The organism is Pseudomonas sp. NBRC 111139 (assembly GCF_001753955.1).
GTDB classification, from domain to species: Bacteria; Pseudomonadota; Gammaproteobacteria; order Pseudomonadales; family Pseudomonadaceae; genus Aquipseudomonas; species Aquipseudomonas alloputida.
Genome location: NZ_BCBP01000035.1, coordinates 60,049 through 74,520, shown reverse-complemented (window position 1 = coordinate 74,520; position 14,472 = coordinate 60,049). Strand labels below are relative to the sequence as shown.

16 protein-coding genes are annotated in these 14,472 nt (G+C 63.0%); 12 read left to right on the top strand and 4 right to left on the bottom strand.

Annotated elements, in window-relative coordinates:
* The first annotated feature begins 125 nt into the window (after nucleotides 1-125).
* From oscA to BJQ17_RS14315, 8 genes are all read left to right on the top strand, one after another.
* Nucleotides 126-308: a sulfur starvation response protein OscA gene (oscA, locus tag BJQ17_RS14350; RefSeq protein ID WP_003248957.1), complete on the top strand. Its 183-nt coding sequence runs from the start codon at nucleotides 126-128 to the stop codon at nucleotides 306-308.
* 50 nt (nucleotides 309-358) lie between these two features.
* Complete coding sequence (locus BJQ17_RS14345; protein ID WP_003248959.1) at nucleotides 359-1,366, top strand: sulfate ABC transporter substrate-binding protein; 1,008 nt, start codon at nucleotides 359-361, stop codon at nucleotides 1,364-1,366.
* 185 nt (nucleotides 1,367-1,551) lie between these two features.
* Nucleotides 1,552-2,370 carry a sulfate ABC transporter permease subunit CysT gene (gene cysT / locus BJQ17_RS14340; protein WP_003248961.1) on the top strand — a complete coding sequence of 273 codons (819 nt, stop codon included), beginning with the start codon at nucleotides 1,552-1,554 and terminating at the stop codon, nucleotides 2,368-2,370.
* Nucleotides 2,371-2,381: 11 nt separating this feature from the next.
* Nucleotides 2,382-3,254: a sulfate ABC transporter permease subunit CysW gene (gene cysW, locus BJQ17_RS14335; protein ID WP_010955698.1), complete on the top strand. Its 873-nt coding sequence runs from the start codon at nucleotides 2,382-2,384 to the stop codon at nucleotides 3,252-3,254.
* A gap of 3 nt (nucleotides 3,255-3,257) precedes the next feature.
* Complete coding sequence (locus tag BJQ17_RS14330) at nucleotides 3,258-4,247, top strand: sulfate/molybdate ABC transporter ATP-binding protein (protein WP_003248965.1); 990 nt, start codon at nucleotides 3,258-3,260, stop codon at nucleotides 4,245-4,247.
* Between the two features lie 210 nt (nucleotides 4,248-4,457).
* Nucleotides 4,458-5,039: an alpha/beta hydrolase gene (locus BJQ17_RS14325; RefSeq protein WP_010955697.1), complete on the top strand. Its 582-nt coding sequence runs from the start codon at nucleotides 4,458-4,460 to the stop codon at nucleotides 5,037-5,039.
* A 64-nt stretch (nucleotides 5,040-5,103) separates the two neighbouring features.
* A complete protein-coding gene (locus BJQ17_RS14320) occupies nucleotides 5,104-5,934 on the top strand; it encodes a sigma 54-interacting transcriptional regulator (RefSeq protein WP_004575844.1) in 831 nt (276 codons plus the stop codon).
* 175 nt (nucleotides 5,935-6,109) lie between these two features.
* Nucleotides 6,110-6,895 (top strand): MetQ/NlpA family ABC transporter substrate-binding protein, encoded by a 786-nt coding sequence (locus BJQ17_RS14315; protein WP_016502129.1) that lies wholly within the window; start codon nucleotides 6,110-6,112, stop codon nucleotides 6,893-6,895.
* Between the two features lie 134 nt (nucleotides 6,896-7,029).
* On the opposite strand, the gene BJQ17_RS14310 is transcribed toward BJQ17_RS14315, so the two are convergent.
* Entirely contained in the window at nucleotides 7,030-9,396 is a 2,367-nt protein-coding gene (locus BJQ17_RS14310) for a penicillin acylase family protein (RefSeq protein WP_070096198.1), read from the bottom strand.
* Nucleotides 9,397-9,482: 86 nt separating this feature from the next.
* Here BJQ17_RS14310 and BJQ17_RS14305 point away from each other — a divergent pair, with 86 nt between their 5' ends.
* Entirely contained in the window at nucleotides 9,483-10,049 is a 567-nt protein-coding gene (locus tag BJQ17_RS14305; RefSeq protein WP_004575846.1) for a sugar O-acetyltransferase, read from the top strand.
* Here BJQ17_RS14305 and BJQ17_RS14300 read toward each other — a convergent pair.
* Nucleotides 10,028-10,597, bottom strand: coding sequence for a DUF6436 domain-containing protein (locus BJQ17_RS14300; protein ID WP_004575847.1), 570 nt, complete (start codon nucleotides 10,595-10,597; stop codon nucleotides 10,028-10,030). The genes BJQ17_RS14305 and BJQ17_RS14300 overlap by 22 nt on opposite strands.
* A 280-nt stretch (nucleotides 10,598-10,877) precedes the next feature.
* On the opposite strand from BJQ17_RS14300, the gene BJQ17_RS14295 reads away from it, so the two are divergent.
* On the top strand, nucleotides 10,878-11,804 hold the full coding sequence (locus BJQ17_RS14295) for an alpha/beta hydrolase (protein WP_047603667.1): 927 nt from the start codon (nucleotides 10,878-10,880) through the stop codon (nucleotides 11,802-11,804).
* On the opposite strand, the gene BJQ17_RS14290 is transcribed toward BJQ17_RS14295, so the two are convergent.
* Entirely contained in the window at nucleotides 11,805-12,557 is a 753-nt protein-coding gene (locus tag BJQ17_RS14290) for a DUF2059 domain-containing protein (RefSeq protein WP_047603666.1), read from the bottom strand.
* A 113-nt stretch (nucleotides 12,558-12,670) separates the two neighbouring features.
* On the opposite strand from BJQ17_RS14290, the gene BJQ17_RS14285 reads away from it, so the two are divergent.
* Both BJQ17_RS14285 and BJQ17_RS14280 read left to right on the top strand, forming a co-directional pair.
* Entirely contained in the window at nucleotides 12,671-13,303 is a 633-nt protein-coding gene (locus BJQ17_RS14285; protein WP_014861370.1) for a 2OG-Fe(II) oxygenase, read from the top strand.
* Complete coding sequence (locus tag BJQ17_RS14280; protein WP_012054026.1) at nucleotides 13,290-13,793, top strand: DUF523 domain-containing protein; 504 nt, start codon at nucleotides 13,290-13,292, stop codon at nucleotides 13,791-13,793. The genes BJQ17_RS14285 and BJQ17_RS14280 overlap by 14 nt, the downstream gene beginning before the upstream one ends.
* A gap of 190 nt (nucleotides 13,794-13,983) precedes the next feature.
* On the opposite strand, the gene BJQ17_RS14275 is transcribed toward BJQ17_RS14280, so the two are convergent.
* Nucleotides 13,984-14,472 carry an ABC transporter substrate-binding protein gene (locus BJQ17_RS14275; RefSeq protein WP_003248991.1) on the bottom strand — a complete coding sequence of 163 codons (489 nt, stop codon included), beginning with the start codon at nucleotides 14,470-14,472 and terminating at the stop codon, nucleotides 13,984-13,986.

The window sequence follows — 14,472 nt, the reverse complement described above, 5'->3', positions numbered from 1 at the left end:
AAGGTTATATAAAAATTCTTAAACAGTATTTTTAAGAATAATCCCGCCTCACTACTATTGCCCTCAAGCCAGGCGCAAACCCCTTCAAACCTCTGCCCGGCGCCCTCACTCCAAGGAGAACGAGCATGAGTGCATCTCTGCGTAGCATCGACGGTCAGGACGAAGCCACCATCTTGCGTGAAATCCAGAGCGCCCTGCGCGACCTGCGTTTCGGTGCGGTGGAGATCACCGTGCACAACGCTCAGGTCGTACAGATCGAGCGCAAGGAGAAGTTCCGCCTGCAACAGCCCGGCAACAAGCCCGGCTGATCGGCGCCACAACATCCAAAACTAGAAAAATGCCAATCGGGAGCTTCACCATGTCCATCCGCCGTTATGCGCTCGCCGCCCTGGCCAGTGCTGTTTTTGCCGGTTCCGCCATCGCCAAGGACTACGAACTGCTTAACGTGTCCTATGACCCGACCCGTGAGCTGTACCAGCAGTACAACGCCGAGTTCATCAAACACTGGCAACAGGCCCACCCGGGTGACAAGGTGAAAATCCAGCAATCCCATGGGGGTTCGGGCAAGCAGGCCCGTGCGGTGATCGACGGCCTGCGCGCCGACGTGGTGACCCTGGCCCTGGCCGGTGACATCGACGAAGTGGCCAAGCTTGGCAAGACCCTGCCCGAGAACTGGCAGACCCGCCTGCCTGACGCCAGCACCCCGTACACCTCGACCATCGTGTTCCTGGTGCGCAAGGGCAACCCGAAAGGCATCAAGGACTGGGGCGACCTGATCAAGAAGGACGTGTCGGTCATCACCCCGAACCCGAAAACCTCCGGCGGTGCGCGCTGGAACTTCCTCGCCGCGTGGGCGTACGGCCTGAAGGCCGGCGGTAGCGAAGAGAAGGCCAAGGCCTATGTGCAGGAGCTGTTCAAGCATGTACCGGTGCTGGATACCGGCGCCCGTGGCTCGACCATCACCTTCGTCAACAATGGCCAGGGCGACGTGTTGCTGGCCTGGGAAAACGAGGCCTTCCTGGCCCTGAAGGAAGACGGGGGTGCCGACAAGTTCGACATCGTCGTGCCGTCGCTGTCGATCCTGGCCGAGCCGCCAGTGGCCGTGGTCGACAAGAACGCCGAGAAGAAGGGCAATACCGAGATTGCCACCGAATACCTCAAGCACCTGTACAGCCCGGCCGGGCAGAAGATTGCCGCCGAGAACTTCTACCGCCCGCGTGACGAGAAAGTCGCTGCGGAGTTCGGCAAGCAGTTCCCGAAACTGGACCTGGTGACCATCGACAAGGACTTTGGTGGGTGGAAGACTGCACAACCGAAATTCTTCAATGATGGCGGTGTGTTCGACCAGATCTATCAGGCACAGTAAGGGCCAAAGGAACGCGGGGCCGCGTTGCGGGCCATTCGCGGCACAAGGCCGCTCCCACAAGGAACCATGATCCCCTGTGGGAGCGGCCTTGTGTCGCGAATGGGCTGCCAAGCAGCCCCAGGATTCAAAAGCTTGCACCGGCCCGGGATTGTTTCCGGGCTTAGTGCGTTCAACCAGGGATATTTATGTCGCGTCGTATCTCCCCCGTCATACCCGGCTTCGGGCTGACGCTGGGCTACACCTTGGTGTACCTCAGCCTGATCGTGCTGATACCGCTGGCGGCCATGTTCATCCATGCCTCGCAGCTGACCTTCGAGCAGTTCTGGACCATCATCAGTGCGCCGCGAGTGATCGCTGCGCTCAAGCTGAGCTTCGGCACCGCCCTGTTCGCCGCCATCATCAACGGTGTGATCGGTACCCTGCTGGCCTGGGTGCTGGTGCGTTACACCTTCCCCGGGCGCAAGATCATCGATGCGATGATCGACCTGCCGTTCGCCTTGCCCACCGCAGTTGCCGGTATCGCCCTGACTGCCCTGTACGCGCCGCAGGGCTGGGTCGGCCAGTTCGCCACCGACCTGGGCTTCAAGATCGCCTACACCCCGCTGGGCATCACCCTGGCACTGACCTTCGTGACCCTGCCGTTCGTGGTGCGTACGGTGCAGCCGGTGCTGGCCGACATCCCGCGTGAAGTGGAAGAGGCCGCAGCCTGCTTGGGGGCCAAGCCACTGCAGGTGTTCCGCCACATCCTGGCGCCGGCCCTGCTGCCGGCATGGCTCACCGGCTTTGCCCTGGCCTTCGCCCGTGGCGTGGGCGAGTATGGTTCGGTGATCTTCATTGCCGGCAACATGCCGATGAAGACCGAGATCCTGCCGCTGCTGATCATGGTCAAGCTCGACCAGTACGACTACACCGGCGCGACCGCCATCGGCGTGTTGATGCTGGTGGTTTCCTTCATCCTGCTGCTGCTGATCAACCTGCTGCAGCGCCGCATCGAAACCCCTTGAAGGAGGCCGGCATGTCCAGTTCATCCCTGAGTGCAAGTGCCGCAGCCAACGCCGCCCGCCGTGGCAGTGCCACGTCACGGCGTATCCTGATCGGCCTTGGCTGGCTGGTGTTCGCCCTGTTCCTGCTGCTGCCGCTGGTGATCGTGGTATCGCAGGCGCTGAAGAACGGTTTTGGCACCTTCTTCGAGGCGATATTCGAACCCGATGCGTTGTCGGCGCTGAAGCTGACCCTGCTCGCCGTGGTTATCTCGGTGCCGCTCAACCTGGTATTTGGCGTAAGCGCTGCCTGGTGCGTGAGCAAGTACACCTTCCGTGGCAAGAGCATCCTGGTCACCCTGATCGACCTGCCGTTCTCGGTGTCCCCCGTGATCGCCGGCCTGGTCTACGTGCTGATGTTCGGCGCGCAAGGCCTGCTCGGGCCGTGGCTGCAGGACCACGATATCCAGATCGTGTTCGCCCTGCCGGGCATTGTCCTGGCGACCATTTTCGTTACCGTACCGTTCGTGGCCCGTGAGCTGATCCCGCTGATGCAGGAGCAAGGCACGCAGGAGGAGGAGGCTGCACGGCTGCTCGGTGCCAACGGCTGGCAGATGTTCTGGCACGTGACCCTGCCGAACATCAAATGGGGGCTGATCTACGGCGTGGTGCTGTGTACCGCGCGGGCCATGGGCGAGTTCGGTGCGGTGTCGGTGGTGTCGGGCCACATCCGTGGCGTGACCAACACCTTGCCGCTGCATGTGGAGATTCTCTACAACGAGTACAACCACGTCGCAGCCTTCAGCGTGGCCAGCCTGTTGCTGATCCTGGCGCTCTTCATCCTGCTGCTCAAGCAGTGGAGCGAGAACCGTATTAACCGCCTGCGCCATAGCGCCGCGGAGGAATGATTCATGTCGATCGAAGTTCGTAACGTCAGCAAGCGCTTCAACAGCTTCCAGGCCCTGAACGCAATCAACCTGGACATCAACAGCGGCGAGCTGGTGGCTCTGCTCGGCCCGTCCGGCTGTGGCAAGACCACCCTGCTGCGCATCATTGCCGGCCTGGAAACCCCGGACCAGGGCAATATCGTGTTCCATGGCGAGGACGTTTCCGGCCATGACGTGCGTGACCGTAACGTCGGGTTCGTGTTCCAGCACTACGCGCTGTTCCGCCACATGAGCGTGTTCGACAACGTTGCTTTCGGCCTGCGCATGAAGCCCAAGGGCGAGCGCCCAAGCGAGAGCAAGATTGCCGAGAAGGTGCATGAGCTGCTGAACATGGTGCAACTGGACTGGCTGTCCGACCGCTACCCCGAGCAGCTTTCCGGTGGCCAGCGTCAGCGTATCGCCCTGGCCCGTGCCCTGGCGGTGGAGCCGAAGGTGCTGCTGCTGGACGAGCCATTCGGTGCGCTGGATGCCAAGGTGCGAAAAGAGCTGCGGCGCTGGCTGGCGCGGCTGCACGAGGATATCAACCTGACGTCGGTGTTCGTTACCCACGACCAGGAAGAAGCCATGGAAGTAGCCGACCGCATCGTGGTCATGAACAAGGGTGTGATCGAGCAGATCGGCTCGCCGGGTGAGGTGTACGATCAGCCGGCCAACGATTTCGTCTACCACTTCCTCGGTGACTCCAACCGCCTGGCCTTGAGCGAAGGGCATCACGTGCTGTTTCGCCCGCACGAGGTGTCGCTGTCGCGGCATGAGACCGAAGGGCACCATGCGGCCGAGGTGCGCGACATTCGGCCGTTGGGCGCGACCACGCGGGTGACCTTGAAGGTGGAAGGGCAGAGCGAGCTGATCGAGGCCGAGGTGGTGAAAGACCATGACAGCCTGACCGGGCTGGCGCGGGGAGAGACGTTGTTCTTCCGGCCGAAGGTTTGGCAGAAGGTGGCGGATATCTGAGTCGCACAAGGAAAAGAGAGCCCGGGCATGGTCCCGGGTTTTTCTTGCCTGAACGTTTGACAGGGCAGCTTTACAGCCTTTTACAAGCGAGTGGCGGTAGCGTACTTGTTATTCCATATGGGTATTAATAAATATCTTCTTATTCCTTTACGAATATTTCGTCCTCCCTATACTTGTCTCCAAGCACGCAAACTTACTGGAGGCGTCCCCATGCGCAATGAGTCGATTCGCTACCTGATTGTGCCGGGTTGGCAAGGATCGCCAGACAACCATTGGCAGAGTCACTGGCAGCGCACCCTGCCCAACAGTGCACGGGTTGAACAGCAAGACTGGCTCACCCCGCAGCGGCAGGACTGGGTGCACGCGCTGGAGCAGGCGATTGCCGCCGAGCGCTCGCCGGTGATCCTGATTGCCCACAGCCTTGGTTGCATCACTGTCGCCCATTGGGCAGCGCAGGCAAGCCCAGCCTTGCTGCGGCAGGTGCGTGGTGCACTGCTGGTGGCGCCGGCAGATGTCGAACGGCCCACTTGTGCACCCGTGCTGCGCAACTTTGCGCCGATCCCTACCGAGGTGCTGCCGTTCCCTAGCCAGGTCGTCAGCTCGGACAACGACCCGGCCGTGAACGTGCCACGGGCGCTGTACCTGGCCCAGGCATGGGGCGCCGAAGCGGGTTTGCTGAGCAATGCCGGGCACATCAACGTCAAGTCCGGTCATGAGCGCTGGGAACAAGGCTTCGCCTACCTGTATCGCTTGCAGAGCCGGATCGAGCAGCGCGCACTGCGCCGCGCCTGATCGCCCTTACTGTTCACCCTTTGCCTGACGCCTGGCCATTACGGGCCTGGGGCGGGAGTTCGTCATGACGTTTCAAAACCCGTTCGGCCAGCCGCTGCTGACCTTCCCCGAGCTGGACAAGAGCCCGCTGAGCATTCGTGCCAAGGCGCTGGTGTTCATCGACCCGCGCTCGCAGCAGCTGCGCGAGGACCTTGAGCGCCTGGCGCCACAACCTTTGCCGGTGCTGATCCGAGGCGAGACCGGCACCGGCAAGGAGCTGCTGGCTCGGCAGATCCACCGTACCAGCGACCGTGGAGGGTTGTTCGTGTCGGTCAACTGCGCGGCCATCAGCCCCACCTACGCCGATGCCGAGCTGTTTGGCTATAGCGCGGGCACCCATGGCGGTACGGCCAGCAGCCGCGCCGGCTGGTTCGGTTCGGCCAGCGGCGGCACCTTGTACCTGGACGAGATTGCCGACTTGCCGTTGGCCATCCAAGGCAAGCTGCTGGCGGCCCTGGAAAACCGCGAGGTCACTCGGGTGGGCGCGCAGCAGCCACAGCCGGTGGATGTGCGTCTGGTAGCCGCCACCAGCATCGACCTGGCCCGTGTAGTACGTGCAGGGCGCTTCAACGAGCGCCTGTACCAGTATCTGCGCGAGGGCGCGCTGGAACTGCCGCCGCTGCGCGAGCGGCCGGGCGATATCCTGCCGCTGGCCGAGTACTTCGTGGGCATCTACAGCGTGCGCCTGCAACGGCCTGTGCCCTTGGTGAGCGAGGCGGCGCAGCGGGTGTTGGAGGCGCATTTCTGGCCGGGCAATACCCGCGAACTGGAGAACGTCATCCACTTTGCCTTGCTGGTCAATGACGGCGAAGAGATCCTGCCAGAAGACCTCGAACTGCCTGACCCCGCGCGTTAGACATCGCTCATGGGTAAAGAGGCTGATGGTATTGTGTTTTTGGAATAAGCAGCTAAGTAAAAGATATTGTTGCGGAATAAAAAATTTGGGTATCGTCCGCCTCAAGCCCACTGGTGAACCGGTTGGGCACCCGATTTGCCATCGTCGATGGCCCAGATTCAGAACAAGGACCACCATGAAGAAGACCCTGCTGACCACTGCCCTGGCTGCTGCCCTGTCGTTCTCCGGCCTGGCCGCTGCTGCCGAGAAACTGGTGGTTGCCGCTACCCCGGTACCGCACGCCGAAATTCTCGAACTGATCAAGCCGACCCTGGCAAAAGAAGGCGTGGACCTTCAGATCAAGGTCTTCACCGATTACGTACAGCCGAACGTGCAGGTGGACCAGAAGCGTCTGGACGCCAACTACTTCCAGACCCTGCCGTACTTGAAGAGCTTCAACGAAGGCAAGGGCACCCACCTGGAAACCGTGATCGGTGTGCACGTCGAGCCGTTCGGTGGTTACTCGAAGAAGATCAAGAACCTGTCCGAGCTGAAGGAGGGCGCCACCGTTGCCATCCCTAACGAAGGCAGCAACAGCGGCCGCGCCCTGATCCTGCTGCAGAAGGCTGGCCTGATCACCCTGAAAGACCCGAAAAACGCCCTGGCCACGCCAAAGGACATTGCCGAGAACCCGAAGAAGCTGAAGTTCCGCGAGCTTGAATCGGCCATGCTGCCGCGTGTGCTGGACCAGGTCGACCTGGACATGATTAACACCAACTACGCCCTGGAAGCCGGCCTGAACCCGGCCAAGGACGCGCTGGTGATCGAAGGTGCCGACTCGCCGTACGTGAACTTCCTGGTTGCCCGCCCGGACAACAAGGACAGCGAAGCCATCCAGAAACTGGCCAAGGCCCTGACCAGCCCTGAAGTGAAGGAATTCATTGCCAAGAAGTACCAAGGTGCCGTACTGCCGGCGTTCTGATTTCGCTTGCAACCCCGGTATGCGCCAACGCCGACACCTTTAGTGTCGGCGTTTTTTTTTTGCCCTGCACGGGCAGGCACACGCAGCATCTGTAGAGACAGCCTTGTGCTGCGAACGGGCTGCAAAGCAGCCCCTTACCTTGGGGGTACCAGCCGTAAGGTAGTCTGCGCCGGGATTACCCCCATCTGCGCCCGCTGATACTGCCCCTGCACATACCCCTCAGCCTGGTCCGCGTAATGCCGGTCAAACGGCACGCCACTCTGCCCGACCGGGTTGATGGTCAGGGCCTGCCCGGCATCGGCAAAGTCGATCAGCCGCCGCGTCGACGGCCCATAGGTTACCGGCCATGGCGCAGCGCTGATCTTCGCCGAAAGGTTGTTCGGCACTTCGTGGGTACCAGGTGCGGCGAACGGCCCAACGTTGAACAGCAGGTTCAGCGGCTTTTTCACCCCAAGCGGATGGTTGTGGGTCAGGGTATGGGCCTTGCCCCATTGCCAGCTGGCCGGATCACTGCCCAGGGTGTCGCGCAGGTGCTTCAAGCTGCTTTGCCACGCTGTGCGCACGACGGTGGTACGGTCCGTTCGCTGGCTGCCACCACGGGTGTTCCACCAGGGTGAATCGGCTTGTGCTGCCAGGCGTGGCAGGGCGGCGTCGATGGCGCGGGTGCTGATCAGCACCGGGAACCAGGTATCGCCCAGCTCGTCATGCAGGGCCGCGAATGCCAGTTCATAAAGGAATTGGTTGAACAGCGTGGCGCTGGTCGAGTCGAGCGGGTAGTCCCCAGCCCAAGCCGCCAGTTGCTCGACCAGCTCTTGCTCTTCATCACCTTCTGCCACCGCCCGCAGGGTTGCCAGAAGCGGGGCAAGCGTGCGCGGGCCATAGTCACTGGCGGTGTCCAACTGCAGGGCCTGGCTGTTTTGGGTGTCCCATTTCACCTCTGGGTTGGCCAGGTGGTGATCGAGCTGGCGGCCACGGTCGGGCAGGTTGTAGTAACCCGGTATCGGCACCGCCGCCGGTGGCTGGTGGTTGGCCGAGACGATATAGCCGCGGGCCGGGTTTTCCTGTTGTGGGTTGACGCTGAAGGGGTAGAAACCGAGCTTGTCGGCCTGTGCGCGGGTGCCGTCGAGGATGAACGCCGGGTCGACCCCGTCGGGGCGGATTGGCAGCTTTGCCGCCGCCCACCAGCCGATGTCGCCACGGGCATTGGCCCAGACAAGGTTGAGCCCGGGCGCGTGAACCTTGGCGGCGGCCTCGCGCATCTTGCCCAAGGTATCGGCGCGGTTGAGCTGGTAGAAGCCGTCGAGGATCGGGTTTTCGGTTTCTAGGAATGCCCACCACATGGCGATTGGCGTGGGGCCAGTGGTGCTGCCCAGTACGTCGTTGACGATCGGGCCATGGGGCGAGCGGCGCAGGCTGATGGTGACCGGCTGCTCGCCTTTGACGGCAATCGTCTGCTCGGTCTTTTCCAGTGTGCGCCACTGGCCATCGACCATCACCTGATCGGCGTTGGCAGGGTTGGTCTTTTCGGCGATCAGGTCGACGTCATCGTTCTGGAACATGGTCAGGCTCCAGCCAAAATCACGGTTGTGGCCGAGCAGAGCGAACGGGTTGAGTGCCTGGAAATAGCCGTAGAGATTGAAACCGGGCGCTGACAGTTCGGCCTCGTACCACACCGCAGGTACGGCGAAGCTGATGTGCGGGTCGCCAGCCAGCAACGGCTTGCCACTGCGGGTGCGGCTACCCGCGACCGTCCAGGCGTTGCTGCCTTCGAACTGCGGGATGCCGGCGTCGCCCAGTGCCTCATTGCTTAAGCGCGCAAGTGCTTCCAGGCTTTTCCAGTCGGCAGCGGCCAGTGGCGTGCCCAGTGCGCCCTCGGGTTGCCAGCCAAGGTCGAATATTTTCAGGTAGTCAGGCCCCAGCTGGTCGCGGATGTAGGTCAGCGCTGGCTCGGTGCGGAACGCGGCGGCAAAACTGTAGGCCAGGTAGCCGGCGATGCTCAGCGTGTCCTCGGCGGTGAACGGGCGCGGGGTGATGCCGAGCAGGTCGAATTCCGTGGGCTTGGGGTGGCTGGCCTGCCAACTGTTGACCCCCTCGAGGTAGGCTTGCAGGGCCTGCCATGCCGGCGCCTGCGGATCCTGCCGCTTGGCCATCAGCGCGGCTTGCTCGCGTATGCGCAGGCTGCGGAACAGGGTGTCGGTGGGCAGCAGCTTGTCGCCGAGCACCTCAGCCAGTTCGCCACGGGCCAGGCGGCGCAAAATCTCCATCTGGAACAGCCGGTCCTGGGCATGCACGTAGCCCAGTGCACGGTAAAGGTCCGGCTCGCTCTGTGCCTGCAGGTGTGGCACGCCGCGGGTGTCGTAGCGCACGCTGACCGGCGCTTGCAGGCCGGTAATGGCGACCTCGCCCTCGCGCTGCGGCAGCTTCCCCTGCACGTACCAGTAACCGGCGGCGCCAGCGGAAACGGTGACTACCACCGCCAGCAGGGTCAGGCTGCGCTTCATTCAGACTCCTTGTGCATTCAAACGAAAAATGTGGTCCGATCATCGGCGGATTCGCGAACAGAGCATAGCCCCAGGAAGGAGTTTCCATGTCCCTCAGCGAAAAACACAAAATGCTCACCGGCCAGCTCTACCATGCTGGCTGCCCTGAACTGCAGGCCGAGCAGATCGCCAACAAGCACTGGATGCACCGCTACAACAACAGTGTCGAACTGCTCAACGACGCACGCCACGGGCTGCTTGTGGAGCACTTTGGCCAGGTTGGCGAAGGCGCGGTGATTCGCCCGCCGTTCTATTGCGACTACGGCTACAACATCAGCGTTGGCCGTAATACGTTCATGAACTTCAACTGCGTGATCCTCGACGTGGTACCGGTGCGTATCGGCGAGGACTGCCAGATCGGCCCCAACGTGCAGATCTATACCGCCGACCATCCGCTCGATCCTGAAGTGCGGCGCAGCGGGCTGGAGAGTGGGCGGCCGGTGACCATCGGCGACAACGTGTGGATCGGCGGTGCGGCGATCATCCTGCCGGGGGTGACCATCGGTGATAACGCCATCGTCGGCGCCGGCAGTGTGGTGACCCGGGATGTGCCCGCGGGCGCGACGGTGGTGGGTAACCCGGCGAGGGTCCGTCAGCCCGACCAAGGGCAGTAGCAGCCTACCGCCAGGGTATTGGAGGCGTTGACCTGGCGGCCGTCGAGCAAAGCCTTGAGGATTGGCTCGATGAAGCTGTTGTTGGCGTTGCACACGGCGCCTTCGCTGTAGGGGCCAAAATAAGCCAGTCGGCCTTGCCGGTCCCAGATGGCCACGGCCGGGGACGCAGGCAGGTGCTCGCTGCCGGGCAGGTGGGTGATGGGTTGCAAGCTACCGATATTGGCCGGTAGCTGGCCGTGGCTGCCGGGCTTTTGCAGCACATGGAAGGTAACGTCGTGGCCAGCGAACTGGCTGATAAGGTCGCCCAGGTGCTGTTGGTTGCCAACGTTGCATGGGCAGGCCGGGTCCCAGAAATGCACGACGCGGATCGGGCCAGCACCGGCCAGCTCTGCAGGTAACTGTAACTGGCTGCCGTCGAACAGCGTGGCCTGGTTGTCGAACGGGCGCAGGTAGCGAGCCTGAAAGGCGCTGTAGGCCTGCCAGAGAATTACGGCGCCGACCAACAAGGCGATGACCGTGCACAGCGGTTTGATGATTCGGCTATTCATGAAGAGTCGGTGGCCCTTGTGGGAGCAACTGTCTTGCTCAATTTCTAAAAGCTGGCGCGATCCCTGTGGGAGCGGCCTTGCGTCGCGAAAGGGCCGCGCAGCGGCCCCAGGATCTCGGCATCATGCATAGATCGCTGGGGCCGCTTTGCGGCCCGCTCGCGACACAAGGCCGCTCCCACAATTAGTTCGGTGCTGGTTGTTCGAGGTGAGCAAGCTTGCCATGGCGCCGGCCAGAGCTGAAGATTCCAGATCAATACTTGCATCAATGTGGATGTACCCGATGCCCCCTGCCTTTCACCCCGACCGCCTGCGCACCAGCCTGGCGCCGTTCACCACTCGCCAGCCACTGTCGGCACAAGCGCAGGACTACCAGCGCTTCTATGGCCTGAACCTGCCGGCACACAGCTGGCTGGGCAGCTTTCAGGCAGCGGGGTTCGACCTGGTCGGGCAGGCATGGCTGCCCGAGCAGCCAAGCGCGACGCTGTTCCTGCTGCACGGCTATTACGACCACATGGGCCTCTACCGACATGTGATCGAGTGGGCACTCAAGCAGGGTTTCGCCGTGATCAGCTGTGACCTGCCCGGCCACGGCCTGTCCAGCGGTGAGCGGGCCAGCATCAATGATTTTGCGGTGTACCAGCAGGTGCTGGAGGCCTTGTTCGAACAGGCGCACACGCTGCAACTGCCGCACCCGTGGCACCTTTGTGGGCAGAGCACGGGGGGGGCGATTGCCGTGGACCATCTGCTGCACCAGGGCGCACGCAGCCCCGTCGATGGCCAGGTCATCCTGCTGGCCCCGCTGGTGCGGCCAAGTTCCTGGCGCTGGTCGAAGTTCAGTTATTGCGTGCTGCGCCACTTCGTCAATGGCATCGAACGGCGCTTCAGTGAGAACACCAACGACCCGGCCTTCCTGCCGTTCCTGGAGGCCGACCCGCTGCAACCGCGTCGCCTGCCAACGGCTTGGGTGGGCGCACTGATCGCCTGGGTCAAACGCATCGAGGCCGCGCCGCGCAGTGCGCGTCGGCCATTGATCGTGCAGGGGGAGGCGGATGGCACGGTGGACTGGCCCTACAACCTCGAAGTGCTCAAGGCCAAGTTTGCCGAGCCGCAGATCCTGATGCTGCCCGAGGCCCGTCACCACCTGGCCAACGAGTTGCCGGGTATCCGCCAGCGCTACTTCGACTTCATCGACCAGCGCCTGGGCTGATCACTTCAGGTCGTTGGTGCTTTGGCCAACCGCCAGGCCGGCGCGTACAGCGGCCAGGGCCGCCTGGTAGTAAGCCTTGCCCTCGGGCGACTCGGCAAAGGTGGCGAACGCTTCCAGCTCGGCATCGGACAGGTCGCGGTAGACGTACAGCAGGGTGTTGTTCAGGTCTTCGCCAATCTGCCCCATCAACCGCTGGCGCTGGCCATCCAGCAGGCTCTGGGCCTGGCCGCCGCCGAACAGGCCGGGGATCATCGAGCTGAGGCTGTCGGCGGCTACACCGGCGATGGCAAGGCTCACTTCGGCGCCGGCTTCACGCGCAGGCAGGGCTTGGGCCAGGTGGCCGATGACCAGCAGGCGATCGTCGCTGGCCTGGATCTTGGGCAGGCCTTTGGCGTTCTTGGCCAGTTCGTCCTTGCGGGTGGCCTTGAGCTCGGCCGCCACCACTTTGCGCCCTAGCGGTGACTGGAAGAAGGCCAGGGCCGGTGCCGGGTTGGCCAGGGTGGCGCGCAGCTTTGCCTGGGCGCGACGGTCCACCGCCTGGGCCTGGAAGCGCTGGTTGCTGTTGTTGACCAGCGCCTGGTAGACGGCGGGTGGCAAACTGTTGCGGTAGCGCTCCTGGGCAGCGGTCAGGGCATCGTTGAAGTGGGCGCGCTGGTCGGGCCAGCCGGCGGCCTTGTACAGTTGATCCAGGTTGTCTGCCCAGACAGGCATGGTGCAGATCATCAGCAGAATCAGGGAAAACAGACGGCGCATTCAGGACTCCTGTCGGCAGGTGGCTATTGTCCTTGGCCCGGCGCCGGTTTGTCGAGATACCCGCGTGTTTCTCGGCCAAGTGGCGCTGTGCGGCGACAGGGCGAATGGATATGATGCGCGCCATGCACATATCCCCTGAACACCCGATGCTTGCGGCCGTCGTCGACGATCTGGCCACCCATGGCTGGTCCCAGCAGGCGCACTTTCTGCCTGCCGACCTGGTGCGCGCGCTGGCAGCCGAGTGCCGGCGCCGTGATGCCGAAGGCGAACTGAACCCCGCAGGGGTTGGGCGGGGTGCTACCCAGGAGGTGCGCGAAGCCATTCGCGGTGACCAGATCCAGTGGATCGACCCGGGGCAGGCCGAGGCCTGCGACCAGTACCTGGCGGCGATGGATCAGCTGCGCCTGGCAATCAACCAAGGCCTTTTCCTGGGCCTGGAAGACTTTGAGTGCCACTTTGCCCTGTACCCACCGGGGGCGTTCTATCGCCGGCACCTGGACCGCTTCCGCGACGATGACCGTCGCATGGTCTCAGCGGTGCTTTACCTCAATGAAGGCTGGCAATCGCATGACGGTGGCCAGTTGCGTATGTTCCTGGCCGACGGTGTCGAGCACGATGTCGAGCCAGTGGCCGGTTGCCTGGTGGTATTCCTGTCGGGCGAAGTGCCTCACGAAGTCCTGCCGGCCGGGCGTGAGCGGTTGTCGTTGACCGGCTGGTTCAGGCGGCGTGGCAATGACCCGTTCTGAGAGGCCCAAGGTGCTGGTGAGCGCCTGCCTGTTGGGGCAGCCAGTACGCTATGACGGCCGGGCAAGCGGTCATCCCGATTTGTTGCAGCAGTGGCAGGCCGAAGGGCGCGTGGTGCCTTTGTGCCCGGAGGTAGCCGGTGGCTTGCCGACACCGCGGCCGCCAGCAGAGATCCCGGGAGGGCAGGGCAGCGCAGTGCTCGATGGCGACACGCAGGTGCTGACGGTGACGGGTGAAGATGTCAGTGCCGCGTTTCTGGCGGGTGCGCAGTTGGCGCTGGAGCTGGTACGGCGGCATGGCATTCGCGTAGCGGTGCTGAAGTCTGGCAGCCCTTCGTGTGGCAACCGGTTGACCTATGATGGCACCTTCAGGGGTGTGAAAGTGGCGGGGGAAGGGGTAACCACGGCGCTGCTGCGGCGGGCGGGCGTGCAGGTGTTCAGCGAGCTGGAGCTGGACCAGGCGCAGCGGGCTTTGGCTGATAGATCTGCTTGAACCTGTGCCGGCCCTTTCGCGGGTGAACCCGGTCCTACCACGGTGGTGGACACCCATCGGGGGTTGGACACAGGCCGTCGTGTAGGAGCGGGTTCACCCGCGAAGAGGCCGGCCCTGCTGGCCAATCTCCACCCGCCGTTCACCATTGCCGCCGCGAACGTATTCGCGGCTACAGGTTGCAAAGAAGACCTCACTGCCCGGCTGCAGTCTCCTGCACACCCTTGAACCACTTCTGCTCAAGCTCGGCAGTCCGGCCGCTCTCTTTCAAACGCTGCAACGCATTGTTTACGGCACTTTCAAACGCCGGGTTGTCCTTCTGGAACGGGATCACCAGCTTCTTCTCACCAATCGGCAGGCTCACATCGAGCGGGCCGTCGTCTGTGAGCGATTCACTCGACGGGGCGAATGCGATGTCGTACTTACCACTCTCGACACCCGCCAGCACTTCGGCAGACGGGGCTTCGACGAACTCGGCGCGCAAGTCCAGTTCCTTGGCCAGGGCCTGGCCAAATTCGATGTCGAAACCTGTCAGGTGGTCGTCTTGTTTGAAGGCGTATGGCGAGTTCTCGGCCTGTACGGCAATGCGCAGTTCGCCCCGGTCGGCGATTTCGTCGATCAGCTCTGCCTGAGCCAATGGACTGATCAGTACTGCCAGCAGTACCCCTATGGTCGAACGCAT

Excerpts from the sequence above, each read along its gene's own strand:
- oscA (WP_003248957.1), top strand. The coding sequence starts at position 126 with ATGAGTGCATCTCTGCGTAGCATCGACGGTCAGGACGAAGCCACCATC.
- BJQ17_RS14345 (WP_003248959.1), top strand. The coding sequence starts at position 359 with ATGTCCATCCGCCGTTATGCGCTCGCCGCCCTGGCCAGTGCTGTTTTT.
- cysT (WP_003248961.1), top strand. The coding sequence starts at position 1,552 with ATGTCGCGTCGTATCTCCCCCGTCATACCCGGCTTCGGGCTGACGCTG.
- cysW (WP_010955698.1), top strand. The coding sequence starts at position 2,382 with ATGTCCAGTTCATCCCTGAGTGCAAGTGCCGCAGCCAACGCCGCCCGC.
- BJQ17_RS14330 (WP_003248965.1), top strand. The coding sequence starts at position 3,258 with ATGTCGATCGAAGTTCGTAACGTCAGCAAGCGCTTCAACAGCTTCCAG.
- BJQ17_RS14325 (WP_010955697.1), top strand. The coding sequence starts at position 4,458 with ATGCGCAATGAGTCGATTCGCTACCTGATTGTGCCGGGTTGGCAAGGA.
- BJQ17_RS14320 (WP_004575844.1), top strand. The coding sequence starts at position 5,104 with ATGACGTTTCAAAACCCGTTCGGCCAGCCGCTGCTGACCTTCCCCGAG.
- BJQ17_RS14315 (WP_016502129.1), top strand. The coding sequence starts at position 6,110 with ATGAAGAAGACCCTGCTGACCACTGCCCTGGCTGCTGCCCTGTCGTTC.
- BJQ17_RS14310 (WP_070096198.1), bottom strand. The coding sequence starts at position 9,396 with ATGAAGCGCAGCCTGACCCTGCTGGCGGTGGTAGTCACCGTTTCCGCT.
- BJQ17_RS14305 (WP_004575846.1), top strand. The coding sequence starts at position 9,483 with ATGTCCCTCAGCGAAAAACACAAAATGCTCACCGGCCAGCTCTACCAT.
- BJQ17_RS14300 (WP_004575847.1), bottom strand. The coding sequence starts at position 10,597 with ATGAATAGCCGAATCATCAAACCGCTGTGCACGGTCATCGCCTTGTTG.
- BJQ17_RS14295 (WP_047603667.1), top strand. The coding sequence starts at position 10,878 with ATGCCCCCTGCCTTTCACCCCGACCGCCTGCGCACCAGCCTGGCGCCG.
- BJQ17_RS14290 (WP_047603666.1), bottom strand. The coding sequence starts at position 12,557 with ATGCGCCGTCTGTTTTCCCTGATTCTGCTGATGATCTGCACCATGCCT.
- BJQ17_RS14285 (WP_014861370.1), top strand. The coding sequence starts at position 12,671 with ATGCGCGCCATGCACATATCCCCTGAACACCCGATGCTTGCGGCCGTC.
- BJQ17_RS14280 (WP_012054026.1), top strand. The coding sequence starts at position 13,290 with ATGACCCGTTCTGAGAGGCCCAAGGTGCTGGTGAGCGCCTGCCTGTTG.
- BJQ17_RS14275 (WP_003248991.1), bottom strand. The coding sequence starts at position 14,472 with ATGCGTTCGACCATAGGGGTACTGCTGGCAGTACTGATCAGTCCATTG.